This is a genomic window from Flavobacterium sp. CLA17 (assembly GCF_013112255.2).
In the GTDB taxonomy this organism is placed as follows: Bacteria; Bacteroidota; Bacteroidia; order Flavobacteriales; family Flavobacteriaceae; genus Flavobacterium; species Flavobacterium circumlabens.
The window spans coordinates 1,391,806-1,416,115 of the sequence record NZ_CP068294.1 but is presented as its reverse complement, the minus strand read 5'-3'; the positions used below and the strand labels follow the sequence as shown (position 1 = coordinate 1,416,115).

Annotated in this window: 16 protein-coding genes; 7 read left to right on the top strand and 9 right to left on the bottom strand. The window is 38.0% G+C overall.

All coding sequences use genetic code 11. The features are described from left to right. Positions 1–14 precede the first annotated feature (14 nt). From HAV12_RS06300 to HAV12_RS06290, 3 genes are all read right to left on the bottom strand, one after another. Positions 15–1,574 carry a RagB/SusD family nutrient uptake outer membrane protein gene (locus tag HAV12_RS06300; RefSeq protein WP_171568904.1) on the bottom strand — a complete coding sequence of 520 codons (1,560 nt, stop codon included), beginning with the start codon at positions 1,572–1,574 and terminating at the stop codon, positions 15–17. Positions 1,575–1,585: 11 nt separating this feature from the next. Next, a complete protein-coding gene (locus HAV12_RS06295; RefSeq protein WP_171568903.1) occupies positions 1,586–4,753 on the bottom strand; it encodes a TonB-dependent receptor in 3,168 nt (1,055 codons plus the stop codon). A 311-nt stretch (positions 4,754–5,064) separates the two neighbouring features. Then, entirely contained in the window at positions 5,065–5,943 is an 879-nt protein-coding gene (locus tag HAV12_RS06290) for an AraC family transcriptional regulator (protein WP_089478690.1), read from the bottom strand. Between the two features lie 302 nt (positions 5,944–6,245). On the opposite strand from HAV12_RS06290, the gene HAV12_RS06285 reads away from it, so the two are divergent. From HAV12_RS06285 to HAV12_RS06255, 7 genes are all read left to right on the top strand, one after another. Beyond that, positions 6,246–7,382 carry a glycoside hydrolase family 26 protein gene (locus tag HAV12_RS06285; protein WP_171568902.1) on the top strand — a complete coding sequence of 379 codons (1,137 nt, stop codon included), beginning with the start codon at positions 6,246–6,248 and terminating at the stop codon, positions 7,380–7,382. Positions 7,383–7,420: 38 nt separating this feature from the next. Then, positions 7,421–8,812 (top strand): MFS transporter, encoded by a 1,392-nt coding sequence (locus tag HAV12_RS06280; protein WP_132037955.1) that lies wholly within the window; start codon positions 7,421–7,423, stop codon positions 8,810–8,812. A 29-nt stretch (positions 8,813–8,841) separates the two neighbouring features. Next, a complete protein-coding gene (locus tag HAV12_RS06275; RefSeq protein ID WP_171568901.1) occupies positions 8,842–10,032 on the top strand; it encodes a glycosidase in 1,191 nt (396 codons plus the stop codon). A gap of 6 nt (positions 10,033–10,038) precedes the next feature. Beyond that, entirely contained in the window at positions 10,039–11,229 is a 1,191-nt protein-coding gene (locus tag HAV12_RS06270; protein ID WP_171568900.1) for an AGE family epimerase/isomerase, read from the top strand. An 18-nt stretch (positions 11,230–11,247) separates the two neighbouring features. Then, positions 11,248–12,480: a glycoside hydrolase family 26 protein gene (locus HAV12_RS06265; protein ID WP_171568899.1), complete on the top strand. Its 1,233-nt coding sequence runs from the start codon at positions 11,248–11,250 to the stop codon at positions 12,478–12,480. Between the two features lie 139 nt (positions 12,481–12,619). Further along, positions 12,620–13,921 carry a cellulase family glycosylhydrolase gene (locus HAV12_RS06260; protein WP_171568898.1) on the top strand — a complete coding sequence of 434 codons (1,302 nt, stop codon included), beginning with the start codon at positions 12,620–12,622 and terminating at the stop codon, positions 13,919–13,921. A gap of 66 nt (positions 13,922–13,987) precedes the next feature. Continuing rightward, complete coding sequence (locus HAV12_RS06255; RefSeq protein ID WP_171568897.1) at positions 13,988–15,976, top strand: glycoside hydrolase family 97 protein; 1,989 nt, start codon at positions 13,988–13,990, stop codon at positions 15,974–15,976. A gap of 75 nt (positions 15,977–16,051) precedes the next feature. Here HAV12_RS06255 and HAV12_RS06250 read toward each other — a convergent pair whose 3' ends face one another. From HAV12_RS06250 to HAV12_RS06225, 6 genes are all read right to left on the bottom strand, one after another. Beyond that, positions 16,052–17,020 carry a zinc-binding alcohol dehydrogenase family protein gene (locus tag HAV12_RS06250; protein ID WP_171568896.1) on the bottom strand — a complete coding sequence of 323 codons (969 nt, stop codon included), beginning with the start codon at positions 17,018–17,020 and terminating at the stop codon, positions 16,052–16,054. 98 nt (positions 17,021–17,118) lie between these two features. Beyond that, entirely contained in the window at positions 17,119–17,700 is a 582-nt protein-coding gene (locus HAV12_RS06245; RefSeq protein WP_240345240.1) for a Crp/Fnr family transcriptional regulator, read from the bottom strand. A 4-nt stretch (positions 17,701–17,704) separates the two neighbouring features. Further along, positions 17,705–18,661 carry an aldo/keto reductase gene (locus HAV12_RS06240; RefSeq protein WP_171568895.1) on the bottom strand — a complete coding sequence of 319 codons (957 nt, stop codon included), beginning with the start codon at positions 18,659–18,661 and terminating at the stop codon, positions 17,705–17,707. 359 nt (positions 18,662–19,020) lie between these two features. Then, positions 19,021–21,315: a beta-glucosidase BglX gene (gene bglX / locus HAV12_RS06235; protein ID WP_171568894.1), complete on the bottom strand. Its 2,295-nt coding sequence runs from the start codon at positions 21,313–21,315 to the stop codon at positions 19,021–19,023. A gap of 357 nt (positions 21,316–21,672) precedes the next feature. After that, positions 21,673–23,052, bottom strand: a complete 1,380-nt coding sequence (locus HAV12_RS06230; RefSeq protein ID WP_171568893.1) for a sialate O-acetylesterase — start codon at positions 23,050–23,052, stop codon at positions 21,673–21,675. Continuing rightward, positions 23,042–24,097 (bottom strand): SGNH/GDSL hydrolase family protein, encoded by a 1,056-nt coding sequence (locus HAV12_RS06225; RefSeq protein WP_240345239.1) that lies wholly within the window; start codon positions 24,095–24,097, stop codon positions 23,042–23,044. The genes HAV12_RS06230 and HAV12_RS06225 overlap by 11 nt, the downstream gene beginning before the upstream one ends. Positions 24,098–24,310 lie beyond the last annotated feature (213 nt).

The following is a 24,310-nucleotide window of genomic DNA, read 5'->3' as shown; positions in this document are numbered from 1 at the left end:
TTTCGCTTTAAAGTTTATTTAAAAACATAAGAAACCGGAGCCTCTTTTAACTTTGGATTTTTTCTAACATCATTTGCCGGTTTAGGGAAAACAAAATCGGTTTCAACCGGTGTGTAATGTTTTACTCCTTCATAATCAGAACCTCTGTCCTGTTTCGAAATGATGTCAATAGCTTCTGCTCTCGGCAATCTTCCTAAGTCATACCAGAACTCTCCTTCGAAAGCAAATTCAACTCGTCTTTCCTGAAACAAGGCTTTTTTGGTTAATGGCGTATTCGTATTTAATTCACTTAAACCAGCTCTTCTTCTGATTTTATTAAAAGATTCTTTTGCATTCGCATCACTTGTTTCATTGGCACCCGCCAATATTGCTTCAGCGTGAATTAACAGAAGATCGGCATAACGCATGATGTAATTACAGTTACTCATAGAAGCCCAATTATCTGCTGGTCCTGTCTCTCCCGTAGCCTCACCTACCACATATTTTTTTACTGCCGCACCAGTTGCATCTAATACGTTTGGATATTTTGTTTTATCTAATGTAAAACCAACGACACCGTCTGCTTGTAATCCAGGATATGTATCTCCATAGATCATATACGATTCTTTTCTTCTTAAATCCCCCACTTCAAAAGCTTCCTGAATATCGTTAGACGGAACATATACTGCTCCGTAAGATGCATTATTTAAAATTTCTAAACCATACTGAACATTAGAAGGATTTCCTGCCTGATATTCATTTACAGCCCCCGACCATTGCCAGGAATAAATAGACTCTTCGTTATTATTTTTACTGGTCAGGAACAAATCTGCATAGTTAGGTAAAAGTCCAAATTCTCCTGAATTAATTACTTTTTCTGCCATAGCTCTGGCATTTGTATAATCTTTTTGATACAGGTATATTTTTGCCAAAAATGCTTCTGCAGTACCTTGTGACACAAATACATTTACAGTACTTGAACCTCTTAACCTCACTTTTGATTTCAGATTTGCAGCTGCATATTTCAAATCATTTTCGATAAACTTATATACATCTTCGATTCTGTTGTTGTTTACCATAGGATTTTTTGCCAATGCTAAATTATCTTCGATAATCGGCACGGGACCAAATAAACGTACCAGATAGAAATAAGAAACTGCTCTGAAAAAGTGCGCCTCAGCGATTGTGTTTTTAATCACATCCGGACTCACCCCTGCTTTTGCATTGGTATTCAGATTATTGATCAAATCATTTGATTGTGCTACGATACCAAAACAAGATCTCCACGGATCGGATAAAATGAAACTATCCGAAGTTAATTTGAACTGGATTACCTCATTTCCATCCACATTTGACCAGCAGTTCCCAGAAGACATTTCTGAAAGTGCGAAAAAACATTTTGTAAAAAATGGCGCCCACATTCTTCCATACATTCCATAAGTAGTACGTTGTACCTGCTCATCTGATGTATAAAAATTATCACTTACATATCCGTCCTGAGTAGGTCGGTCTAAATAATCCTCACTACATGAAGCAGATAAAGCCAGCAAAGCAACTAGTGCTAAGCTTTTAAAATTTATTTTATATATTTTCATAATAGTTTTTATTAAAATTCAACATTCATTCCAAACGTAATGGTACGATTGGTAGGATAACGCCCTGAATCAATTCCGCTTAATAAAGCATTCTGGTTATAGTCTCCAATTTCAGGATCATAACCGGTGTATTTGGTGAAAGTGTACAAATTCTGAACACTTGCATAAAATCTTAGTTTGCTTAATTTCGTTTTAGAAAGAATATCAGATGGCAGGTTATAAGCAAAAGTCAGTTGTGAAATTCTTAAAAAAGAACCATCTTCTACATAACGATCTGATATGGCGATATTAGGATGTCCGTCTCCGCCGTCAGGTCTTGGATATTTAGCATTCGGATTATCAGGTGTCCAGAAATCAGCTGCTTCTGCCAGTTGATTTTCGTAAAGGCGTTGATTTTTTGTTGCCGCTCTTCTGGTTAAGTTCATCACTTTACCTCCCTGAGACCCCTGAAGGAAAACAGTAAGGTCCAGATTTTTATATTTGAATGTATTGTTCAGACCGTACGTAAAATCAGGCATTGGGTTTCCGATGTAAGTCAAATCTTTTTCATCAATTAAACCATCTTTATTCTGATCTACATATTCAACATCTCCTAAAACACTTTTTGTGGCTTTGTTACCTGTAAATGGTATTGGAGCATTTGCCAGTTGTTCGTTTGTGCGGATGATTCCAACAGTCTGATATCCGTAGAACTGACCAATTGGCTGACCCACTTCACTTTTCGTAACTGTTTTGGTAGTATACCCGTTCACCTGAACTTCTTTTATTAAATCAAAATTTTCAGCTAAACTTAATAGTTTGTTGTTATTTTTAGAGAAAATAGCCGTTACATCCCAGGAAAAATTAGAACTGAATTTATTAGAATATTTTAATGTAGCTTCTATACCCTCATTTCTCATACTACCCAAGTTTACCGTAGGAGCGGCTAAACCACCCTGATACTGCTCTAAACCTGTAACATAAGTTGGCAACGGCAATACAAATAAAAATCCTGAAGATTGTTTTCTGTAAACGTCTACACTGGCATTCAGTTTTGATTTAAACAAACTAAAATCAAGTCCCAAGTTGGTATCTTCTGCAGTTTGCCAGGTCAGACCCGGATTTGCGATATTACCTGCGGTAAAGAAATTACCCAAAGCCGATTTGATTGTTTGTATGTTAGAAAGGTATAATCCTCCACCAACAACCTGATTTCCGGTTTCACCGTAGCCGACTCTGAATTTAATATTGTCTATGTAATCTTTTGTGCTTTCCATGAATTTCTCATTAGAAAGATTCCATGCTCCGGAGATTGCAGGAAAGTAACCCCATCTTTTATCTTTGGCAAAATTAGAACTGCCATCAGCTCTTATCGTACCCTGAATACTATATCTGTTATCAAAACTATAATTAAAAGTCCCGAAAAAAGAATACAGCGCATTACTTCCTTTGTATTCGCTTGCTACTAATGTATCCGGATCTCCCAGATTGATAGAATGAACATCATTACTTAATAATCCGCTCACAGACTGGCTATTTCCAAACCAGGTTGCATCTGTTGCTTCCTGAGCCCCAATGAAATTAAAACTGTGTTTTCCTGTAGAAAATCTGTACGTCAACATATTTTTAATATTCAACTGATACCAGGTATTTGCTCTTTCCTGAAGCTGATTTACCTTATTTACAGCAGCTCCCCAAACGTAAGTGGGCTGAAATGCTTCGAAATTCTGAAGTGAAGTATTAGCTCCCAGTTCGAAACGATATTCTAATCCTTTAGCCAATTTAAAAGTGGAATAAAAATTCCCTTGAAAATTCTTTTGTACTAAATAATTGGTATTCATCAAAGTACTTGCAACCGGGTTAATCCACGCACCCTGCGAACCATCCTTAGGAGGTCCTGCATAACTGCCGTCTAAATTTCTAACGGCAACATCCGGAGTCGATAATATAGTTGTACCTATAATACCATCACTATACCCCTCAATGGTAATGTTCTGATTCGTGATCCCTGCTGTTAAATTAACTCCCATTGTTAACCAGTCTTTTACTTTTGACTCAAAATTGGTTTTGAAAGTATATCTTTTAAAATCAGATCCGATAACCACACCGTCCTGATTCAGATAGGATCCGGAAACATAATAATTTGTACTATCGTTAGCTCCTGAAAAAGATAACTGATGGCTTGTCATTAAGGCTGTTCTGTATATTTCATCCTGCCAATTAGTTCCCTTACCCAAAACAGAAGGCACAGCAAATTCGTCTCTTGGTGCCACTCCATAATATTCTGCTAATGCATTTTGCTGAGTAGCGTACTGGCTTAAATTCATTGTTTTAAGCAATCTGGTTACATCCTGTACCGAAAATGCAGTATCGTATGTTATTCTTCCGGCACCTTTTTTACCTCTTTTAGTCGTAATAATGACCACTCCGTTAGAAGCTCTTGAACCGTAAATAGCAGTAGAAGCAGCATCTTTTAAGATATCCATCGTTTCAATATCATTCGGATTCAAAAATGCGAGGGGGCTATTGGTCACACTCCCTGTATTTGTTCCGATATAACCACTCACGATCGTTCCTCCGGTAGCCTGACTGGTAGCATCACCCGATATCGGAATACCATCGATTATATATAAAGGTTCGTTACTACCTCCTAAAGAAGCATTTCCACGGATTTTTACCGAAACACTTCCTCCGGGTTTCCCTGAATTATTGGTCACGACAACCCCAGCAGCTCTACCTTGCAGCATTTGCTCTACAGTAACTTGTTGGGAATCCTTAAGATCTTTTGATGAAACAGAAGAAACTGCACCTGTAATATCTTTTCTCTTCTGACTTCTATATCCAACATTTACAAGTACTTCACGTAAATCTTCAGCGTTAAGTCTCAGCACAACATTAATCGTCCCACCGTTTTTTACATTGATAGTTTGAGTAATGTATCCAATAAATGAAACCGAAATGCTCGAATTAGCAGGAGCATCAATTACATACTTCCCGTCAAAATCTGTTGAAGTCGTTTTTTTAGTACTAACTACTGTAATATTTGCCCCGGGTATAGAAAGTCCCTTATCATCGGCAACCACTCCTGTTACTTTTACCTGGGCTGTAATTATATTACTCGTCAGTAACAAAAATAAAATCAAAGGAACCGCTATGTGGTTAGCATTCCAATGAATGAAATTAGTCATTAGTTTTTTCATAATAATGTTTGGTTAGTTTAAATTAGTATTGTTATAAGTAAGCAATAAGAGTAGGTTATTGTATTCTTAAATTATTTAACAAATCTATAACAGAAGGAAACATTAAATCGATAGTATTATATCATTTGATGATAATATTTTTACTATATCGGTTTAAAAAAACACATATAAAAATAAATGTCATTAAAAATTGCGTTATTCGCAATCACCATTGGGTATTTGATTACAAATTATAAATTAAAATTAATGAATCGCTTAAAATGCAAACGATTTCGTTAAAAATAATATTTGTTTATGAAAAAAAAGTATCACTATAAAATACGCTTTAATCCAGAAAAATCTTCCCTATACTGACTTGGCGTACAATTTTTAGTAGCTTTAAAACTACGATTGAAGTTCGCAATATTATTAAAGCCCGATTTAAAAGCTACTTCAGAAACGCTCATATCCTTTTCTACCAGCCAACGGGCCGCATAGCCGATACGGATATCATTTATATAATTGACAAAAGTTTTACCTGTGCGTTTTTTTATAAACCGATTAAATGAAATAATAGACATACTGGCAACATTAGCAACATCTTCCAGTGTAATCTTTTCTGCAAAATGTTTCTGCACATATTCATAAACCAGCTTCATTTTATCATAGTCATCAAACGTATCATAATCTACGGTATAGGTAGAAAGCAAACGCTGATTTCTGGAGTTCGCCAGGTCATACAATAAAGAGGTAATTTCCAAAAAATAATCCATACCATCTAATTTAGAGAGCCTTACCAATCTTGGTGTCAATTCTTCGGCCACTTTTTTAGAAAACAAAATACCATGAATAGAACGATTAAACATATCGCGAATCGGATTCATAATACGCCTGGAAAGAAAAGATTCATGAAAAAGATCATTATGAAACTGAATTGTAATTTCATGAATTTTTTTACTTGTACATTTATTCAACTCCCAACCGTGATATAAATTAGGGCCAATTAAAACCAGTTCGACATTGTCAATTTCTTCTATGTTATCTCCTACAACACGCTTTACTCCTTTTCCGTTTAAGATAAAATTAATCTCAAATTCCGGATGATAATGCACCGGAAAATCAAAACTATCTTTTACTCTGTCGAAAACTAAAAAACTGTCTCCGGCCGAAAGCGGCGCAATTTCTCTGTAAAAATTCTTAGAACTACTCATCTTAAATCGGTTTTTAGAGGTGATATTTAATTTTTCTATTTGCAATAATATGATATATAATTGATAAAATAATATTAATTATGCGATAAACATCCGTTTATCTTTGAAAAATAGAATTATCAATTTTATAAAAAGAACATTAATAATAAACATTAATCATTTTTAATATAATATCTTTTTAAAGTTTTAATAATTTTAGGCGACAAACGATACTGAATTATCGATTGAAAAAACAAACAGTTCAGGGCCCGGTATTAATTTAATGATTGGTACGTATTACACTGAAAACAAACTTATTCGTAATGAAAAAAAATATTTTAATCTTTATAACCTCAGTATTCATGGGGACTTCCTGTTCTTCACAGCCTATTGGCAGTAATACTAATTTGTCACTTTCAGATAAAAAAGCAACACCTGAGACTGTTTCACTATATAAAAACCTGAATCAGTTAACGCAAAAAGGCTTTCTGTTTGGACATCAGGATGATCTGGCATACGGTGTAAATTGGAAATATGAAGACGGACGAAGCGATGTAAAAGAGGTTACGGGGGATTATCCTGCGGTATACGGATGGGACATTGCCGGTTTAGAAAAAGACGATACCAATAATATAGACGGAGTTCCTTTTGCTAAAATGAAACAATACATCCAGGAAGCCAATCAAAGAGGCGGAATCTCGACCATAAGCTGGCATTTTGACAATCCTGCAACAGGAAAAAATGCTTGGGACAACACTCCAAATTCATTAAAGACCGTTTTACCCGGCGGAGAAAATCATCAAAAATTTACTTCATGGCTGGACAAAGCGGCCACTTTTTTCTTGTCCTTAAAAGATAAAAATGGGAAAGCCATTCCGATTCTTTTCAGACCGTATCATGAACTTACCGGCGGATGGTTTTGGTGGGGAAAAGGCAATTGCACTCCCGAAGAATTTAAAGCCGTCTGGAAATTTACTTTCGAATACCTGCAAAAAAAAGGCGTTCATAATTTAATTTACAGCTACAATACCGGCAGTTTTGGTTCTAAAGAAGACTTTTTAACGAATTATCCGGGCGATAATTATGTCGATATGCTGAGTTTTGATGCCTACCAGAACACTGATGACAAAGAGGGCAAAAAATTTATAGAAGGAGTTCAGGCACAATTTAAAATCTTAAATGAAATCGGCTTAGAAAAACATAAACCCATTGCGCTGGCAGAGGCCGGATATGAAGCCGTTCCCGATGCTGACTGGTGGACAGGAACCTTACTAAAAGCCATTGGAGACTATAAAATTTCTTATGTTTTATTGTGGAGAAACTACGGCTGGCAGGAAAAAGAACAAAAAATGCATTATTATGTTCCTTATTCCGGGCAGCTAAGTGAGAAAGATTTTGTCAATTTTTACAAGCTGGACAAAACTTTATTCGAAAAAGATCTTCCGAAAAAATTAAAATAATTCCCCCAAATTAAATCACAACCTTAAAAAAAAACCTAATGCACGACAAAATTAGTTTAAAAGAAAAAGTAGGTTACGGTCTTGGAGATGCTGCATCTTCCATGTTCTGGAAAATTTTCAGCATGTACCTTTTATTTTTCTACACCGATGTTTTCGGATTGGCACCGGCTGTAGTCGGAACCATGTTTCTGATTACCCGCATCTGGGATTCCTGTTTCGATCCGATTGTTGGAATCATCGCCGACCGCACCAAAAGCAAATGGGGAAAATTCAGACCTTATTTATTGTGGGTCGCTGTACCTTTTGCCATCATCGGAGTACTGACTTTTTACACCCCTGATTTTGACGAAAAAGGAAAAATCATCTATGCCTATGTAACCTACTCGGCAATGATGATGATTTATTCTTTAATCAATGTTCCGTATGCATCCCTTTTGGGTGTCATGTCGTCCGACCGAAAAGAAAGAACAACACTTTCCTCTTACCGAATGGTTTTTGCCTTTGGCGGGAGTCTTTTGGCGCTTTGGTTAATTGAACCTCTGGTAAATTACTTTGGTGGAAGCCTGAACTCTAAATCGGGATGGCTGGCTACAATTTCGATATTTGGTGTGATCACAACAGCTTTCTTCTGGGGTTGCTTTTTCTTCACAAAAGAAAGGGTAAAACCAATTACCGACGAAAAAAACGATTTAAAAGAAGACTTAAGAGATTTACTTAAAAATAAGCCCTGGTGGATTTTACTGGGAGCCGGAATTGGTGCCTTGGTATTCAATTCAATCCGTGACGGAGCCGCAGTCTATTACTTTAAATATTATGTAAGCGGCAGTGTAAACTTTGACTTTTCATTGTTTGGAACTGATTTTCACATGACGCCAACCTCCATTTATTTAGTGCTGGGGCAGGCTGCCAATATCATCGGAGTAATCATTGCAACTCCTATTGCCAACAAAATAGGCAAAAAGAAAACTTTTTTTGGCGCCATGGCTTTAGCAGCACTTCTGAGTTTAATTTTCTATTTCTTCGGAAAAGAAGATGTACTCCTGATTATGAGTTTTCAGGTTCTGATCAGTATTTGTGCAGGCTGTATTTTCCCGCTAATCTGGTCTATGTATGCTGACAGTGCCGATTATTCGGAATGGAAACAAGGACGCAGGGCAACCGGATTGGTATTCTCCGCTTCTTCAATGTCACAAAAATTCGGCTGGACCATTGGCGGTGCCGGAACCGGATGGCTTTTGGGCTATTATGGCTTTCAGGCCAATGTAGAGCAAACCGCCGTTACCCAAAACGGAATACAATTAATGTTAAGCATACTCCCTGCAATCGCAGCCATTATATCAGTAGCTTTTATTTTGTTTTATCCTTTATCGGAAGAAAAATTACAAACGATAGAACAGGATTTAAACGAAAAAAGAGACCAGACCCATTAAAACCAATACAGATACAGAAATTGATTATTATGACAGCAATAGCCACTTCAACTACATTTCAGGATAGAAAAGTAGCATTAGAAAAAGAACATACAACACTGATTGAGCAAAAAAATGCTCCTCAGGACATTATCGGAAACGGTATATACCAACGCTACAAAAATCCTGTGGTTACAGCAGCCCACGTCCCTTTGAACTGGCGTTTTGACCTTAACGAAGAAACCAATCCTTTCTTGCAGGAAAGAATCGGAATCAACGCCGCCTTTAATGCAGGTGCCCTAAAATGGAATGGAAAATACCTGCTTGCCGTTCGTGTAGAAGGAATTGACAGAAAATCATTCTTCGCAATAGCGGAAAGCCCAAATGGAGTGGATCATTTTAAGTTTTGGGAAAAACCATGTGTAATTCCACAAACCGAAGAACCGGACACCAACGTTTACGATATGCGTTTGATTAACCATGAAGACGGTTGGGTCTACGGCATTTTTTGTACCGAAAGAAAAGATCCGAAAGCACCAAAAGGCGATACCAGTTCGGCTATAGCCAATGCAGGAATCGTTCGTTCCAAAGATTTAGTGAATTGGGAAAGATTACCGGATTTAATTTCAAATACAGGCCAGCAGCGCAATGTCGTTTTACATCCTGAATTTGTAAACGGAAAATATGCCTTGTACACCCGTCCGCAAGATGGTTTTATTGATGTTGGAAATGGCGGCGGAATTGGTTTAGGTTATATCGAAGATATGACAAATCCGGTTGTAAAAGACGAGAAAATCATCTTCGGAAAAAAATACCATACGATCTATGAATTAAAAAACGGTGCCGGCCCTGCTCCCATCAAAACAGAAAAAGGATGGCTGCATTTAGCACACGGCGTTCGAAATACCGCCGCAGGCTTACGCTACACCTTATATATGTTCATGACAGATTTGCATGACATTACCAAAGTCACCCACGTTCCTGCCGGACATTTTATGGGCCCGGAAGGAATTGAAAGAGTCGGCGATGTATCAAATGTATTATTTACAAATGGCTGGATTGAAGACACTGACGGAACGGTATTTATCTATTACGCTTCATCAGACACGAGAATGCATGTGGCCGTTTCATCTGTAGAAAAATTAATTGATTATGTAATGAATACTCCTGAAGACACCTTTATTTCGGCAGGTTCAGTACATACAATCATCAGTCAAATCGATAAAAATAACGCAATATAATTAATAGTGTCAGCACAACTAAAGCAACTCAAAACCGAATTATCATCGGAGCTTGAAAACATTTTAAGCTATTGGTCCAAAAACTCGATCGATACCCAAAATGGTGGATTCATCGGGCAGATCGACCATAACGAAAATAGCATTGAAGGTGCTGAAAAAGGTGCTGTATTGAATGCCAGAATCCTCTGGTCCTTTTCTTCAGGCTATCAGGTTACTCAAAAAGAAGAACATAAAAAAATAGCACAAAGGGCTTTTGAATACTTGTCGAATCATTTTTACGATACCGAATTTGGTGGTCTATTCTGGAGTATCAATGCCGATAAAACGCCAAAGGATACTAAAAACCAAATTTATGCTTTAGCTTTTGCTATTTACGGATTATCCGAATATTATGTTATTTCTAAAGAAGAAAAAGCGTTAGAAATAGCCATCAATTTATATTTAGAAATTCAGAAGCACAGTTACGACCCGGAAAAAAAAGGATATTTTGAGGCTTTTACAAGAGATTGGCAGCCCATAGAAGATCTGCGTCTGAGCGACAAAGATGCCAACGAAAAGAAAACCATGAACACGCATTTACACATTGTAGAAGCCTATGCCAATTTGTTCAAAGTATGGAAAGACAAAACGCTTCAAAACGATATTATTGAACTTTTACAAACCATAGAAAAACATTTCATCAATACCGAAACCGGGCATTTACGTTTATTCTTTGATGAAAACTGGATCGAAAAACCGGACGTTATCTCCTACGGTCACGATATCGAAGCAGCCTGGCTTTTATTGCAGTGTGCAGAGATTTCGGAAGATCAGGCGCTGATTGCTGCCTATAAAAAACATGCCGTTCAGATGGCAGAAGTGACCAAAGAAGGCCTGGATTCCGATGGCGGTTTATGGTACGAATTTGATGCTGAAAAGAACGAATTGGTTGCCGAAAAACACTGGTGGGTTCAGGCCGAAGCCTTAATTGGATTTTATAACGCGTATCAGCTTACCGGTGATGAAAATTATGCAGACATTGTTTTCAAAAACTGGGATTTTATTAAAAACCACATTCTGGATGCTAAAAACGGAGAATGGTTTTGGGGCATTTACCGGGATTATTCTTTAATAGAAAAGGATAAGGCTGGTTTCTGGAAATGTCCCTATCACAATAGCCGAGCCTGTTTAGAACTTATTCACAGAATAAAAACCTAACCTAACCTAACCTAACCCATGAAAACCACTTTTCTTAAAACCGCATTTATAAGTTTATCGATGCTGACAGTCATAAGCTGCTCTTCTGACAACGAAAACACCGGCGACGAAGTCATCATAGATCCGCCAACGCAAAGCGATCCCTTAACGACCACAAACGTCAGCACTTATATGGTGGATGCAACTGCTACCAAAGAAACTGTGGCTTTATTTTATAATTTAAAAAAACTCGCAAAAACGAAAACAGCTATTGGTCAGCAAGATGCCTTTAACAGTTTTTACGGAGATGCAGGCGGGGATTCTGATATTAAAAAAAATACCGGTTTTGATCCTGCCGTTTTAGGTTCCGATTTTATGTTTATTACGGACAAAAATAACAACAATCAGCCGGATAACTGGTTTTTCCAACAGGAACAAAAAATGGTAAATGATACAAAAGCGGCTTATGCGAAAGGCATGATCAATACTTTTTGCTGGCACCTGAGAGAACCCAACAAAGAAGATTCTTTTTATGTTTCCGACATGACAACGGAACAAAAAACTACTGCTTTCAAAAGCATTTTGCCTGGCGGAGTAAATCACGAATGGTACAAGAAAAAACTCGATAAAATAGCCAGCGTGGTTTCAAACTTAAAAGCTACGAACGGCGAATTAATCCCGATAATCTTCAGGCCTTTTCATGAATTTGACGGAAGCTGGTTCTGGTGGGGAGCAAGTTTTTGCACTCCTGAAGAATACAAAACTGCCTATAAGTTTACGGTGGATTATTTAAAAAACACAAAAGGGGTTCACAACATTCTCTACGCTTTTTCTCCGGACAACTCGTACACCACTGAAAGTAATTATCTAAGCCGCTATCCGGGCGATAAATATGTAGATGTTTTGGGAATGGATAATTATGGTGACTTCGATAATAAAGGACAGAGCGGAGCAAACACAGCCAATTCTAAACTAAAAATAATATCTGATTTAGCCAAAAACAAAGTAAAAATTGCTGCTTTGACCGAGACCGGTTACCGCGTTACGGAATCAATTGTTCCGGTTAAAGATTGGTTTTCTACTTACTTGTACAGCGCACTGACATCCAATAGTGTTGAAGTGAGTTATGTGCTTTTTTGGAATAACAACAAAGACGGCTATTACGTTCCGAATGGTTCCGTTTCTAATACGGGTGATTTCAATACTTTCACCAAAAAAACAAGAGCTGCATTGGTGAATTCTTTGCCTAAAATGTACGAGTTACCAAAATAAAAAATAAGTATACTCCGTGTCATTTCGACGAAGGAGAAATCACATGCACTGAATCCGTAAAGTACGTCGCTCTCCCTATGTGATTTCTCCTTCGTCGAAATGACAAAAATGAGTAGAAAAGCTCCTTAAAAAATAAGTTATGAAAAATAATTTCCTCAAAATACTGAGTTTCGCTTTAATTCTTTCGACACTAGCCTGCCAGGCTCAGGAAAGGATTACCGTTAAAGGAACTCAATTTTACAAAGGCAATAAACCCTATTCCTACATTGGAACCAATTATTGGTACGGCAGTCTTCTGGCTTCTAAAAAAATCGGAGACCGAAAAAGACTGTTACGTGAACTTGATTTACTGAAGAAAGAAGGGATTGACAATCTGCGGATTTTAGTGGGTGCAGACGGCGGAAAATACGATTTCACCGTTCGTCCCGCTTTACAATACGAGCAGGGAAAATATGATGCCGATTTACTGGACGGTCTGGATTTTCTGATTCATGAAATGAGCAAACGCAAGATGTATGCGGTTTTGTATTTGACTAATAACTGGGAATGGTCGGGCGGAATGTCGCAGTATTTAGAATGGAATGGAAAAGGCCCGATTCCCGTTCCCAATATCGCTCCGAATACCTGGCCGCAATTTATGTCGTACACGGAACAATTTCACAGTTGTACGCCTTGCATGGAAAGCCTGAACAATCATGTAAAGTTTATCATTGGAAGAACAAATACATATTCTGAAAAGAAATATACCGAAGATAATACGATTATGGCGTGGCAGGTTGGAAATGAACCACGTACCTTTACAGCGGAAAACGAAGCTAAATTTACCGTCTGGCTCAATAGTATTGTCGATTTAATAGATAGCCTAGACCAAAATCATTTGATTTCAACCGGTTCAGAAGGTTTAAACAGTTCGAATGACAGTATGGAAACTTTTGAAAGAACCCATCAAAATCCGCATATTGACTATCTGACCATGCACATCTGGCCAAAGAACTGGGGCTGGTTTAAAGCGGATAATGCCGAAAAAACGTTGCCAACAACGCTTGAAAATGCCGGAATTTATATCGATAAACATGTAAAAGTGGCCAACGACCTGAAACGTCCCATTATTATTGAGGAATTTGGTTTGCCAAGAGAAAACGAAAGCCTGGTAAGCAGTTCTTCTGTTGCCAACAGAGATGTTTTTTACAATTATATCTTTAGCCGTGTGGCCGAAAGTGTGGCAAATAACGGTCCGTTGCAGGCAGCCAACTTCTGGGGATTCGGCGGCGAAGGAAAAGCCGTTACCGCAGATGGAAAATGGAATCCCGGAAATCCTCTGACTACAGATCCTCCACAGGAACCACAAGGGTTGAATTCGGTTTTTTCAACGGATCAATCGACTTTGGAGATTGTAAAAAAATATAATTTAGATTTAAAAAAAATCAAACCCCGTAAGTAAGATAAGACATTATAGATGAAGCTTTTTAAATGAACTTATAATACTTAAATGGTAAAAAAATCCAGCATGAAAAAATTATCTATTATACTTCTTGTCCTGATTGTAAATCTTTCTTTTTCACAGAAAAAGCAGGAATTTATATTGAAATCTCCCAACGGAAAAATTGAAGTCAGAATTCTGGTGAACGACAAAATTACCTGGACGATTTTACATGAAAAAGATATTATCCTGGCTCCTTCGGCAATGTCAATGACTTTGGGCGAAAATCCGGTTTTAGGAAAAGAGGCGTTAGTTTTAAATTCAAAGACAGCAACAGTTGATACTTCGTTTGAATCTCCGTTTTACAAAAAGAAATCGGTAAAGAATAATTACAATCAGCTGATTTTAAACTTCAAAAATGATTTTAGTATTGAATATCGTGCTTTCGATGATGGCGTTGCGTATCGTTTTAATACAAAAAAGAAAAAAGATATCACTGTAAAATCGGAAGAAGTGGTTTTGAATTTCGATGAGGATTACAATACCTTAATGCCGTATGTCCGCGATTTAAGAAACCCAAAAGATCCTTATATTTCCTCTTTTGAAGCCCATTACGAAAACAAAAAAATCAGCGGATTTGCAAAAGATACGCTGGCATTTTTACCCTTTTTAGTCGACTATAAAAATCATAAAAAAGCAGTGTTTCTGGAAGCCAATCTGGAAGATTATCCCGGATTATTTGTAACCAACACTTCGGCTAAATCCGGCTTTGAAAGTCGTTTTTCCAACTATCCTTTACAGGAAAAAAATGGCGGATTCAACAACATTAACCGATTGATTACCGAAAGAGCCGATTATTTGGTTCAGACAAAAGGAACCCGGAATTTCCCGTGGAGAATTGTTGTCATTTCAGAAAATGACAGCGCTTTAGCCAATAATGACATGGTTCAGAAATTATCGGAACCGACCCAAATAAAAGACCTCAGCTGGATAAAACCAGGAAAAGTAGCCTGGGACTGGTGGAACGACTGGAACATTTATAATATTGATTTTAAAGCCGGAATTAATACGGAAACGTATCAATACTATATTGACTTTGCCTCCAAAAACAAAGTGGAATATGTGGTTCTGGATGAAGGCTGGAGCCTCGAAGAAAACATTATGCAACACAACCCAAATGTTGATCTGGAAGCCTTAATCGCTTACGGGAAAGAACGAAATGTGGGAATTATTTTGTGGAGTTCGTGGATGGCTTTAACCAAAAACACAGACGGAATCCTTAAGAATTATGCCGATTTGGGAATTAAAGGATTTAAGGTTGATTTCCTGGATCGTGACGATGCCAAAATGGTGCATTCTGTTTACGATATTGCTCAGAAAGCAGCCGATCATCAATTGCTTTTGGATTTTCACGGGATGTATAAACCAACCGGAATTCAGCGTACTTTTCCCAATATCCTGAATTTTGAAGGTGTAAAAGGTTTAGAAAACAACAAATGGACACCCAATGACGATGTTCCGACGTATGACTGCACCATTCCGTTTATCCGAATGATGGCCGGACCTATGGATTATACGCCCGGTGCGATGCGAAATGCCACCAAAAACGAATTCAAACCCAGTCATTCCAACCCAATGAGTCAGGGAACCAGATGCCATCAACTGGCCTTGTACACTATTTTTGAAGCGCCTCTGCAAATGATGGCCGATAGCCCCACGGCCTACATGAAGGAACAGGAAAGCACCAATTTTATAGCCAAAACACCCACCACTTTTGACGAAACCGTAGCTTTAGACGGAGAAGTTGGAAAGTTCGTAGCAATAACGAGAAGAAAAAATACAACCTGGTATTTAGGTGCCATTACCAACTGGGATTCCAGAGATATTACCATTGACTTTTCTTTCCTTGAAAAAGGCAAAAAATTTGAAGCTGAAATTTTCTCCGACGGCTTAAATGCTGATAAAGCTGCGACAGATTACAAAAGAGAAATCATAACGATAGATGCTGACACAAAACTAAAATTTCATTTAGCAAACGGTGGCGGACTGGCTGCTATTATTCAGTTAAAAAATTAAAAAACAAACGTACCGCGCAGAAATACATTGTTCTAGGCGGTACATTTGTACCTATTTACATTAAAAACTACACTTTTAAATTGTAATTACCAGTCTTTTCCCGTCAGGAATAGTTTCACTCCAGACTTTTTCTATGTCTTTTAGAGCAACAGCAACCGTTTCAATCACTAACTTTTTCGATACCGCCAAGTCAAACATTTCCGGTAAGATCTCGGTTATTAACTGCATCATTTCCTTTTTTGTCCAGCTTCCAAAACCCGAACCCGACAATTGAAGATCGACACTTCTTAAAATTTCCGACGATAACTGAATTGTATCTCCGGACAGAGAACCGACTGAAACAAATCTGGTTTTAGGAGTAAATGAACCATCCCCTTTTAAAGATTTCAGAATTAATTCCGCTGAAGGTCCCCATAAATAATCGATTATGATATCGATTGGTGTATTACTGTAAATCTTTTTTATCTCCGCGATAAATTCTTCTTCCGGCTGCGTCAGTACAACATATTCATCTGCACCTAAATTTAACAATGTTTTTAATGCTTCTTCATTCCTTCCGGTAACAGTTATTCTTTTTGCCCCGTAATGTCTGGCCAGCTGAATGGCTATTTTTCCTGTCACTCCTGTAGCTCCGTTGATTAAAACCGTTTCTCCTTTTTGAATATCTGCTCTGAATCGCAACGCCATGGCAGAACCTGCAACTGCATTCGGTAATGCCGCTGCTGTGCAATCGTCAAGGCCTTCGGGAACTTTTACCATTTTATTTTTATCTATAATGGCTTTTTCAGCAATCATTCCGGTCACACCTAAGGCATAAACTCTGGTCCCGTCTTCAAGCAGACCGACACCATCGCCTCCTGCCACTTTTGCTGTCTCTTTTTCGTCTGCGGAGTAATGTTTCCCGCTTGCTATATTTTTGTCTAAATTTTTAACTGCGGCGGCTTTAACAGCGATTAAAACCTGGTTTTCATTTTCGACAATTGGATCCGGAAAATCAGTGTATTGTGGCAATTCTCCTTTTTTATAAACTACTGCTGCTTTCATGTTTTTAAATTTTTAAGTGTTATTTAAATTTTATGAAGCAAAATTAGCCCGCAGTAAAAGGTTCGACGATAACATATGTTATCAAATGCAGATTGGGGTTATTTCAGCATTTTATTTTTTATCCTGCTTAGATGAACGGAAGTTATTCCGAGATAAGAAGCGATATAATGCTGGGGAATGCGTTGAATTAGCTGTGGCTTTTCTTTTAAAATATTTTGGTAGCGCTGTTCCGGCGAATCCTTTATAAAAGAAACGAAGTGTTTCATATAATCGAAGGTACGTTCAAAGAGGATGTCTATAAATTTCTCTCGTATTTCGGGAATCTCAATTAATTCGGTAAGAATGCTGTCCATATCTTTTTTATCCACATACCACAAAACACTGGGTTCGATAGTTTCGATAGTCACAGGACTTGGGATTTTCTTTCTAAAACTTTCAATAGAAGCCACCATTCCGCCTTCTAAAAAAAATTGCAGGGTGAGGTCTTTTCCGTCTCTGTTAAACCAGCATCTCACACAGCCTTTTTCAATAAAAAATATTCGTTCTGAAATTTCGCCTTCGTTTAAAAGAACGGTTTTGGAAGGAACCTCCAATTTGTTGAAACAATTGAGGTAACGCTCCCATTTCTGGTCTTCTATCGGGAATTTATTTTTAAGATGATCAAACATGGAAGCGTTCATAAAATTATTTCAGAATGCTTTCGATTGCATTTATTTCGTCTGCAGAAAAGTCAGGATTTTGCAGGCAGTCAATATTATTATTCAATTGTCGAACAGAGCTTGCACCTATTAAAACAGAAGTAATTCGTTTGTCTTTCTGCAGCCAGGCCAAAGCCATTTGCGCCAAAGACTGGTTTCTGTTCTGAGCAATTTCGTTTAACTGCACTAATTTCTGAATGCGTTCGGATGTAACCTCATCTTCTTTTAAATGTCCATTTGGATTATGTGCTCTGGAATTTTCCGGAATTCCGTTTAAATATTTATCCGTTAAAAGACCCTGTGCCAAAGGCGAAAACGCGATACAGCCCACTCCTTTTTCTTCTAAAACATCGAGCAGACCATTTTCTACCCAACGCTCTAACATCGAATATTTGGCCTGGTGAATTAAACAAGGTGTTCCCAGTTGTTTTAAAACATCAACGGCAACTCTTGTTTCTTCTGCTGAATAATTACTGATTCCAACATACAATGCTTTTCCGGATCTTACGGTGTGATCCAAAGCCATCATTGTTTCTTCAATTGGTGTTTCGGGATCAGGACGATGTGAATAAAAAATATCTACATAGTCCACATTCATGCGTTTTAAACTCTGGTCTAAGCTTGACAATAAATATTTGCGGGAACCCCAGTCTCCATAAGGTCCGTCCCACATGGTGTAGCCGGCTTTGGTTGAAATTACGATTTGATCGCGCAGGTTTCCCTGAAAATTATGCCATAAAATTTTACCGAAATTCTCCTCTGCAGAACCCGGAACCGGTCCGTAATTATTCGCTAAATCAAAATGCGTTATTCCCTTATCAAAGGCTTCTTTAGCGATACTTTCAGCGTTTTCAAAATTATCTACTGATCCGAAATTATGCCATAATCCTAAAGATATTTCAGGTAATAATAACCCGCTTTTTCCACATCTGTTGTATTTCATTTTTTTGGTTTAATGGTTTGAAATTTTTAGGTTTTAAAAATACAAAAAACTCTCGCAGATTTTGCAGATCATGGAGATTAAAAAATCTGCCGAATCTGCAAAATCTGCGAGAAGAATATTTTCTTCTTTAACGTAAAATAGTAAACCCGACAGGTTTTAAAAACATGTCGGGTTTACGTTTTCGGTTCAACTAGATAATTTCCTTCATTATCGTAAAAAATCCAGCTTCAAAACTCTCGCAGATTTTGCAGATCATGGAGATTAAAAAATCTGCGTGAAAAATATTTTCTTCTTTTAAAAAAACAAACCCGACAGGTTTTTAAAAACGGGTCGGGTTTAAATATCGAAAAATAGTTTTTTTATTTTAATTCAAAACCGCTTTCTAAACCTTTGTCAGAACTTCCTCCAACCATGATTTTAAAAGTTCCGGGTTCAACCAGATAGTTTCCTTCATTATCATAAAAACCAAGTGTTGCATCGGTTAACGTAAAAAATATTGTTTTCGTTTCCCCTTTTTTCAAGTCCACTAATTCAAAACCTTTTAGTTCTCTTACTGGTCGGATGATACTGGCAAATTCATCGTGAATATACAATTGCACCACTTCTTTTCCGTCATAATTTCCGGAGTTCGTAAGTTCAACCGAAACCTCAACAGTTTCTCCTTTTGCAAAAGATGCTTTGTTTACTTTCAGGTTTTTATAGTCGAATTTGGTATAACTCAAACCAAAACCAAAAGGAAACTGAGGTGTTTTCTCTACATCTGAATAATGTGACCAAAATACATTTTTATCACTGTCTGTTGGTCTTCCGGTGCTGTATTTATTGTAGTAGATCGGTACTTGCCCCACATTTCTCGGGAAAGACATTGGTAATTTTCCACTTGGATTGTAATCCCCGTATAAAACCTGCGCTACGGCATTTCCGGTTTGAGTTCCTAAATGCCAGGCTTCTACAATTGTCGGAATATGTTCCGCTGCCCATGGAATGGTCAACGGACGCCCGTTATTTAAAACCAAAACAATATCCGGATTCACTTTATAAATTTCCTCCAGTAATTCCTGTTGCAGACCCGGCAGATCAAGATTGGTTCTGCTGCGCCCTTCCCCACTCTGAAAACCGTGTTCTCCTAACACCATTACGACAACATCTGCTTCTTTTGCGGCTTTTTTAGCGGCTTCAAAACCGCTTCTGTCAGTTGTATTAAAAACAACTTCATTTAAGAAAGACGTTTTTCCAACCACCAGATCAGTTCCTTTTTCAAAAGTCAGCGTATTGCCTTTATATTGCTGCATTCCTTCCAAAACCGAAACGGCCGTATTGTCCTCAGACGCAATTCTCCAGCTTCCCAATGGACTGTTTTTATCATTTGCCAGTGCTCCGATTAAGGCAATTTTTTGTCCGGATTTCTTTAGCGGAAGCAGGTTTTTATCATTTTTTAAAAGTACAATCGACTTTTTCGCCATATCCAGAACGCCTTCAGTATTGGCTTTATTTCCGACGACTGCTTTTTCTCGTTTTTCATCACAATATCGATACGGATCATCAAAAAGACCCAATTCAAATTTCACACGCAATATTCTGCGAACGGCATCATCCAGCAAAGATTCTTTTACTTTTCCTTCCTTCACTAAATCAGCTAATTTTGTCACATACAAATACGATTCCATGTCCATATCTGATCCCGCCACAACTGCTTTCAAAGTCGCGTCGGCTTCGTCTTTGGCATAACCGTGTGCGATCATTTCACGGATAGAAGCATAATCCGAAATCACAAAACCGTCAAACTTCCATTTTCCTTTCAGGATATCTCTTTGCAGGAAAACATTTCCTGTTGCCGGAACTCCGTTTAAGGTATTGAATGAATTCATAAACGTTCGGACTCCCGCGTCTACAGTTGCTTTAAACGGAGGCAAAACCGAATTGTACAATTTAGAATTGCTGATGTCCACGATATTATATTCCAATCCCGCTTCAACATAACCATATGCTGCGAAGTGTTTCGCACAGGCCGCAATGGTATTCACTTTAGCTAAATCGGCAATTGTTTCTCCCTGAAAACCTTTTACTCTTGCATAGCCAATTTTACTGCCCAAATACAGATCTTCTCCTGCTCCTTCCATCACACGTCCCCAGCGCGCATCGTTCGAAACATCTACGTTGGGGCCAAAAGTCCAGTTAATTCCGGACGCCGAAGCTTCGTCTGCAGCAATTGCCGCCGATTTCCTAATCGCTTCCAGATCCCAGCTTGCAGCTTCTGCCAGTGGAATCGGGCTTAGCGTTTTATATCCGTGAATGACATCAAAGCCAATAATCAGCGGAATTCCTAAACGGGTTTCTTCCACGGCAATTTTCTGTACGGCACGAACTTCTTTTACACCACGAACGGTAAGCATCGAACCGACCAGTCCTTTTCGTAAATGTTCATATTTCAACTCAGCCGTTCCGCCTTTTGGAGCCGGTCCCGTAACATCCCAAAAACCATTATACTGATTCATTTGTCCCACTTTCTCCTCCAGCGTCATCAAGGGCAGAAGCAAATCAATACGTTGTTCAATTGTTTTGTTTTTATCGAGATAGGCTTTTTTCTGTGCATTCATATTTCCAACGGTAAGCAGGGTAAAGACCCCGATTGTTATTATTTTTTTATTATTCATGATCGTATAATGGTCAAATAGTTTCATAATTTGGGCGTGTCCCTCCGGGTCGGGCTATCCGCTGCAAGTCCTCGCACTTCCTTCGTCAGGCTGTGGGCTTTCCGCTGCTATCCCTCACGCGAATGGGTAATGAGATAATTTTGTTTTTTAAAGAGCTATCCCAATTTCCTCAATCTTGTCATCCTGAGGAACGAAGGATCACACTAGAAACTCCTCACAAATAATCGTCAATCCTTGTCGAATTATGACTGTGATTTCTCCTCCGTCGAAATGACAAAAAATGCGATAAAACAACAAAAAAACCAGCGCCAATCTGTTTAAACCTGTAAAACCCGTGGGCAAAAATCTAAAATCTTCTTACTCCGTAATAAAACAGGATGCCGGCAAATTGACTTTATTGAACAAATCTGATTGTATTGTATTGCCCCATGCAAAGCGAACTTTAAGCGGGACCAAAACTTTTTTGCTTGTCAAAATCACCTGATCGTTCTTAATTAACGCTTCTGCGGTATAAAAAACACCATCGGCACCCGCCAATTCAAATTGATTGGATGTTTTACCGGCAAAATGTAATCCTTCCGCATAATCAAAGGAGAGGATCGCTTTATTTTTATCCGTTTTAAAAGCTTTAAAAAGCGGACTCTCAACCAAATTAGAATTGGTTTTATAGGTGTTTTTCAATGCTAAATTCGCCAGACGAATTCCAACCGCCTTTTTATTTTTAGGATGAATATCGATCGTATCCGAAACATCACTTATGACCACCATTCCGGTATTCGAAACTTCTTTCAATAGTTTTCTTTGGGAATCTCTTACCATAACATTCGAGAAATTATTGCTTCCTGTTTTATAAGGCGCAATCTGCACATAATAAAACGGAAAATCATCCTGCCACACTTTTCTCCACGAAGTGATCAAAGCCGAAAGTGTTTTGTCGTAAACGGCAGACCCCACATTCGATTCTCCCTGATACCAGAGTGTTCCTGCGATTTTAAATCCAACAAAAGGATAAATCATGGCATTGTAAGCACGTCCGGGTTGTCTGGGTCCGTATTCCTGCTCGTTCAGTTTTTTGGCATTTTCCAACAAAAGAGGATCGTTATTGATTACTTCTTCCGGTATCCATATTTCTGCGGGAGTTCCGCCCCAATTCGAGGAAATTAATCCGATTGGGACATTTTTTAAATCTTCTCTTAAGCGTTTCGCGAAAAAGTATCCGACAGCGCTGAAATTTTTCATGGTTTCCGGAGTCGATTCGGTCCAGTTTCCCAATAGATTATTCTGTGGAGTTGTTGCTGTTAATTTCGGAACGGTAAAAAATCTAATATTCGGATTCGTGGCATTTTTTGCTTCTTCCTCGCCATTCTCAATTCCCCAGCTCACCGACATTTCCATATTCGATTGTCCGGAACAGACCCAGACTTCACCAATCAGGATATTCTTTAAAATCACTTCGTTGTATCCTTTTATCGAAATGATGAAAGGTCCGCCGGCTTCTGGCGTTTTTATTTTCAGTTCCCATTGTGCCTGATTGTTAGTCACAACTTTGTATTCCTGATTGTTCCAGCCTGAAATTAATTTGATTTCTTCTTTTGGATTTGCCCAGCCCCAAATTTTAACTTCGGAATTGCGCTGTAAAACCATATTATCACCAAAAATATTCGGAAGGGAAACGTTTGCCATCATAGTACTGGAAATCAACAGAAAGAAAGCAAACTTAAATATATTATTTTTCATTTAGCAATTTTTTTAAAAACGGAGCATAGGCATCAGCCATCACTTTTTGATCGGCAACATCCGGATGTCCGGAACATCCTTTTGGTGTCATGGGTTTAAATTTGAAAATCACAATCGGTTTATGCGTTTTATCTTCTTTAAAAGCATCCTTGATTTTGTGCAGGCAATCTTCAAAAACAACTCCTTTTTCGCCACCAACCATCGGGCTGTTGGTAATCACAATTTGTGCTTTTGGATTGTGCGTATACAACATTTTTATAAAATCAATGTAGTTCGAAATATACTTTTGGGCATTAAACGGCAGGCGCTCTTTCTTGCCGTCTCCGCCTGAAAAATCATTAGTTCCCAGCGCAATACTGATAACATCCGGCTGAAAAGCAAAATCATATTTAGGTTTGGAAGGATCTTTTGTCAAGTACAAATTCCCATATAAATCGGGCATAATACCTTCTTCTTTATTTTCGTCATTCCAGTTTCTGTAGATTCCGATTCCCGAAACAGAGCTCATTAGATAAGCAGCATCAATTGCTCTGGAAAGAACCGGACCGTAAGCATAATAACCATTATGATGATCGAAATATTCTCCTTTATCACAAGGCACATCTGAAGCGTCACTCGCCGCACCACAGGTAATTGAATCCCCAATAAACTCAATTTTCTTTTTCTTTTTTGAAGTAATACCCGTTAGTTTCGCTGTTGTTCCGGCAAATAAAATGTTTCCGCTTTGTGCTTCGGTATTTTTATAAATGGTAAGATTATGAACTTTCTTAGCTGAAGTAATTTTTATCGGAAAGGATTGTGCAGGACCTTTTTCAATTCTCAATTTCCCAATATATTTTCCATCCAAAACCAAGGCAACGTAGTTATGGTGCTCATAAGCATCAACACTTTGCAAAGAAACCGAACATGCAGTACCTGTAAAATTGAATGAAACCAAAGAAGCGGTTCCAATCAAAATGACATTATTATCCTGAAGTTTATCAACCCGTCCTTCGTAAAGAAATGTGTTGCTTTTGTTTTGTGAAGTCGAAACAGTCCAAATCATCAAAAACAAAATTAAAAGCGATATTTTTTTAAGAAACATAATTTATCTGTTAAAATATAAATGAGATTCACAAAGATACCAGAAGTAAAGGGTTCAGAAAGATACTAAAATGTCAAAAAGCAATAAAAAAATACCATATTCTTTTTCTTATTTCCTGTTTCTAATCATACTTAGCATCATGACTTTGATTTTAGAGAACAACATCCTATCTTT

Coding starts and splice junctions, on each gene's coding strand:
- HAV12_RS06230 (WP_171568893.1), bottom strand. CDS start 23,052: ATGAAAAATAATATATTTAAGTTTGCTTTCTTTCTGTTGATTTCCAGT.
- HAV12_RS06265 (WP_171568899.1), top strand. CDS start 11,248: ATGAAAACCACTTTTCTTAAAACCGCATTTATAAGTTTATCGATGCTG.
- HAV12_RS06260 (WP_171568898.1), top strand. CDS start 12,620: ATGAAAAATAATTTCCTCAAAATACTGAGTTTCGCTTTAATTCTTTCG.
- HAV12_RS06295 (WP_171568903.1), bottom strand. CDS start 4,753: ATGAAAAAACTAATGACTAATTTCATTCATTGGAATGCTAACCACATA.
- HAV12_RS06245 (WP_240345240.1), bottom strand. CDS start 17,700: ATGAACGCTTCCATGTTTGATCATCTTAAAAATAAATTCCCGATAGAA.
- HAV12_RS06255 (WP_171568897.1), top strand. CDS start 13,988: ATGAAAAAATTATCTATTATACTTCTTGTCCTGATTGTAAATCTTTCT.
- HAV12_RS06300 (WP_171568904.1), bottom strand. CDS start 1,574: ATGAAAATATATAAAATAAATTTTAAAAGCTTAGCACTAGTTGCTTTG.
- HAV12_RS06280 (WP_132037955.1), top strand. CDS start 7,421: ATGCACGACAAAATTAGTTTAAAAGAAAAAGTAGGTTACGGTCTTGGA.
- HAV12_RS06290 (WP_089478690.1), bottom strand. CDS start 5,943: ATGAGTAGTTCTAAGAATTTTTACAGAGAAATTGCGCCGCTTTCGGCC.
- HAV12_RS06250 (WP_171568896.1), bottom strand. CDS start 17,020: ATGAAAGCAGCAGTAGTTTATAAAAAAGGAGAATTGCCACAATACACT.
- HAV12_RS06275 (WP_171568901.1), top strand. CDS start 8,842: ATGACAGCAATAGCCACTTCAACTACATTTCAGGATAGAAAAGTAGCA.
- bglX (WP_171568894.1), bottom strand. CDS start 21,315: ATGAATAATAAAAAAATAATAACAATCGGGGTCTTTACCCTGCTTACC.
- HAV12_RS06225 (WP_240345239.1), bottom strand. CDS start 24,097: ATGATTTGGACTGTTTCGACTTCACAAAACAAAAGCAACACATTTCTT.
- HAV12_RS06285 (WP_171568902.1), top strand. CDS start 6,246: ATGAAAAAAAATATTTTAATCTTTATAACCTCAGTATTCATGGGGACT.
- HAV12_RS06240 (WP_171568895.1), bottom strand. CDS start 18,661: ATGAAATACAACAGATGTGGAAAAAGCGGGTTATTATTACCTGAAATA.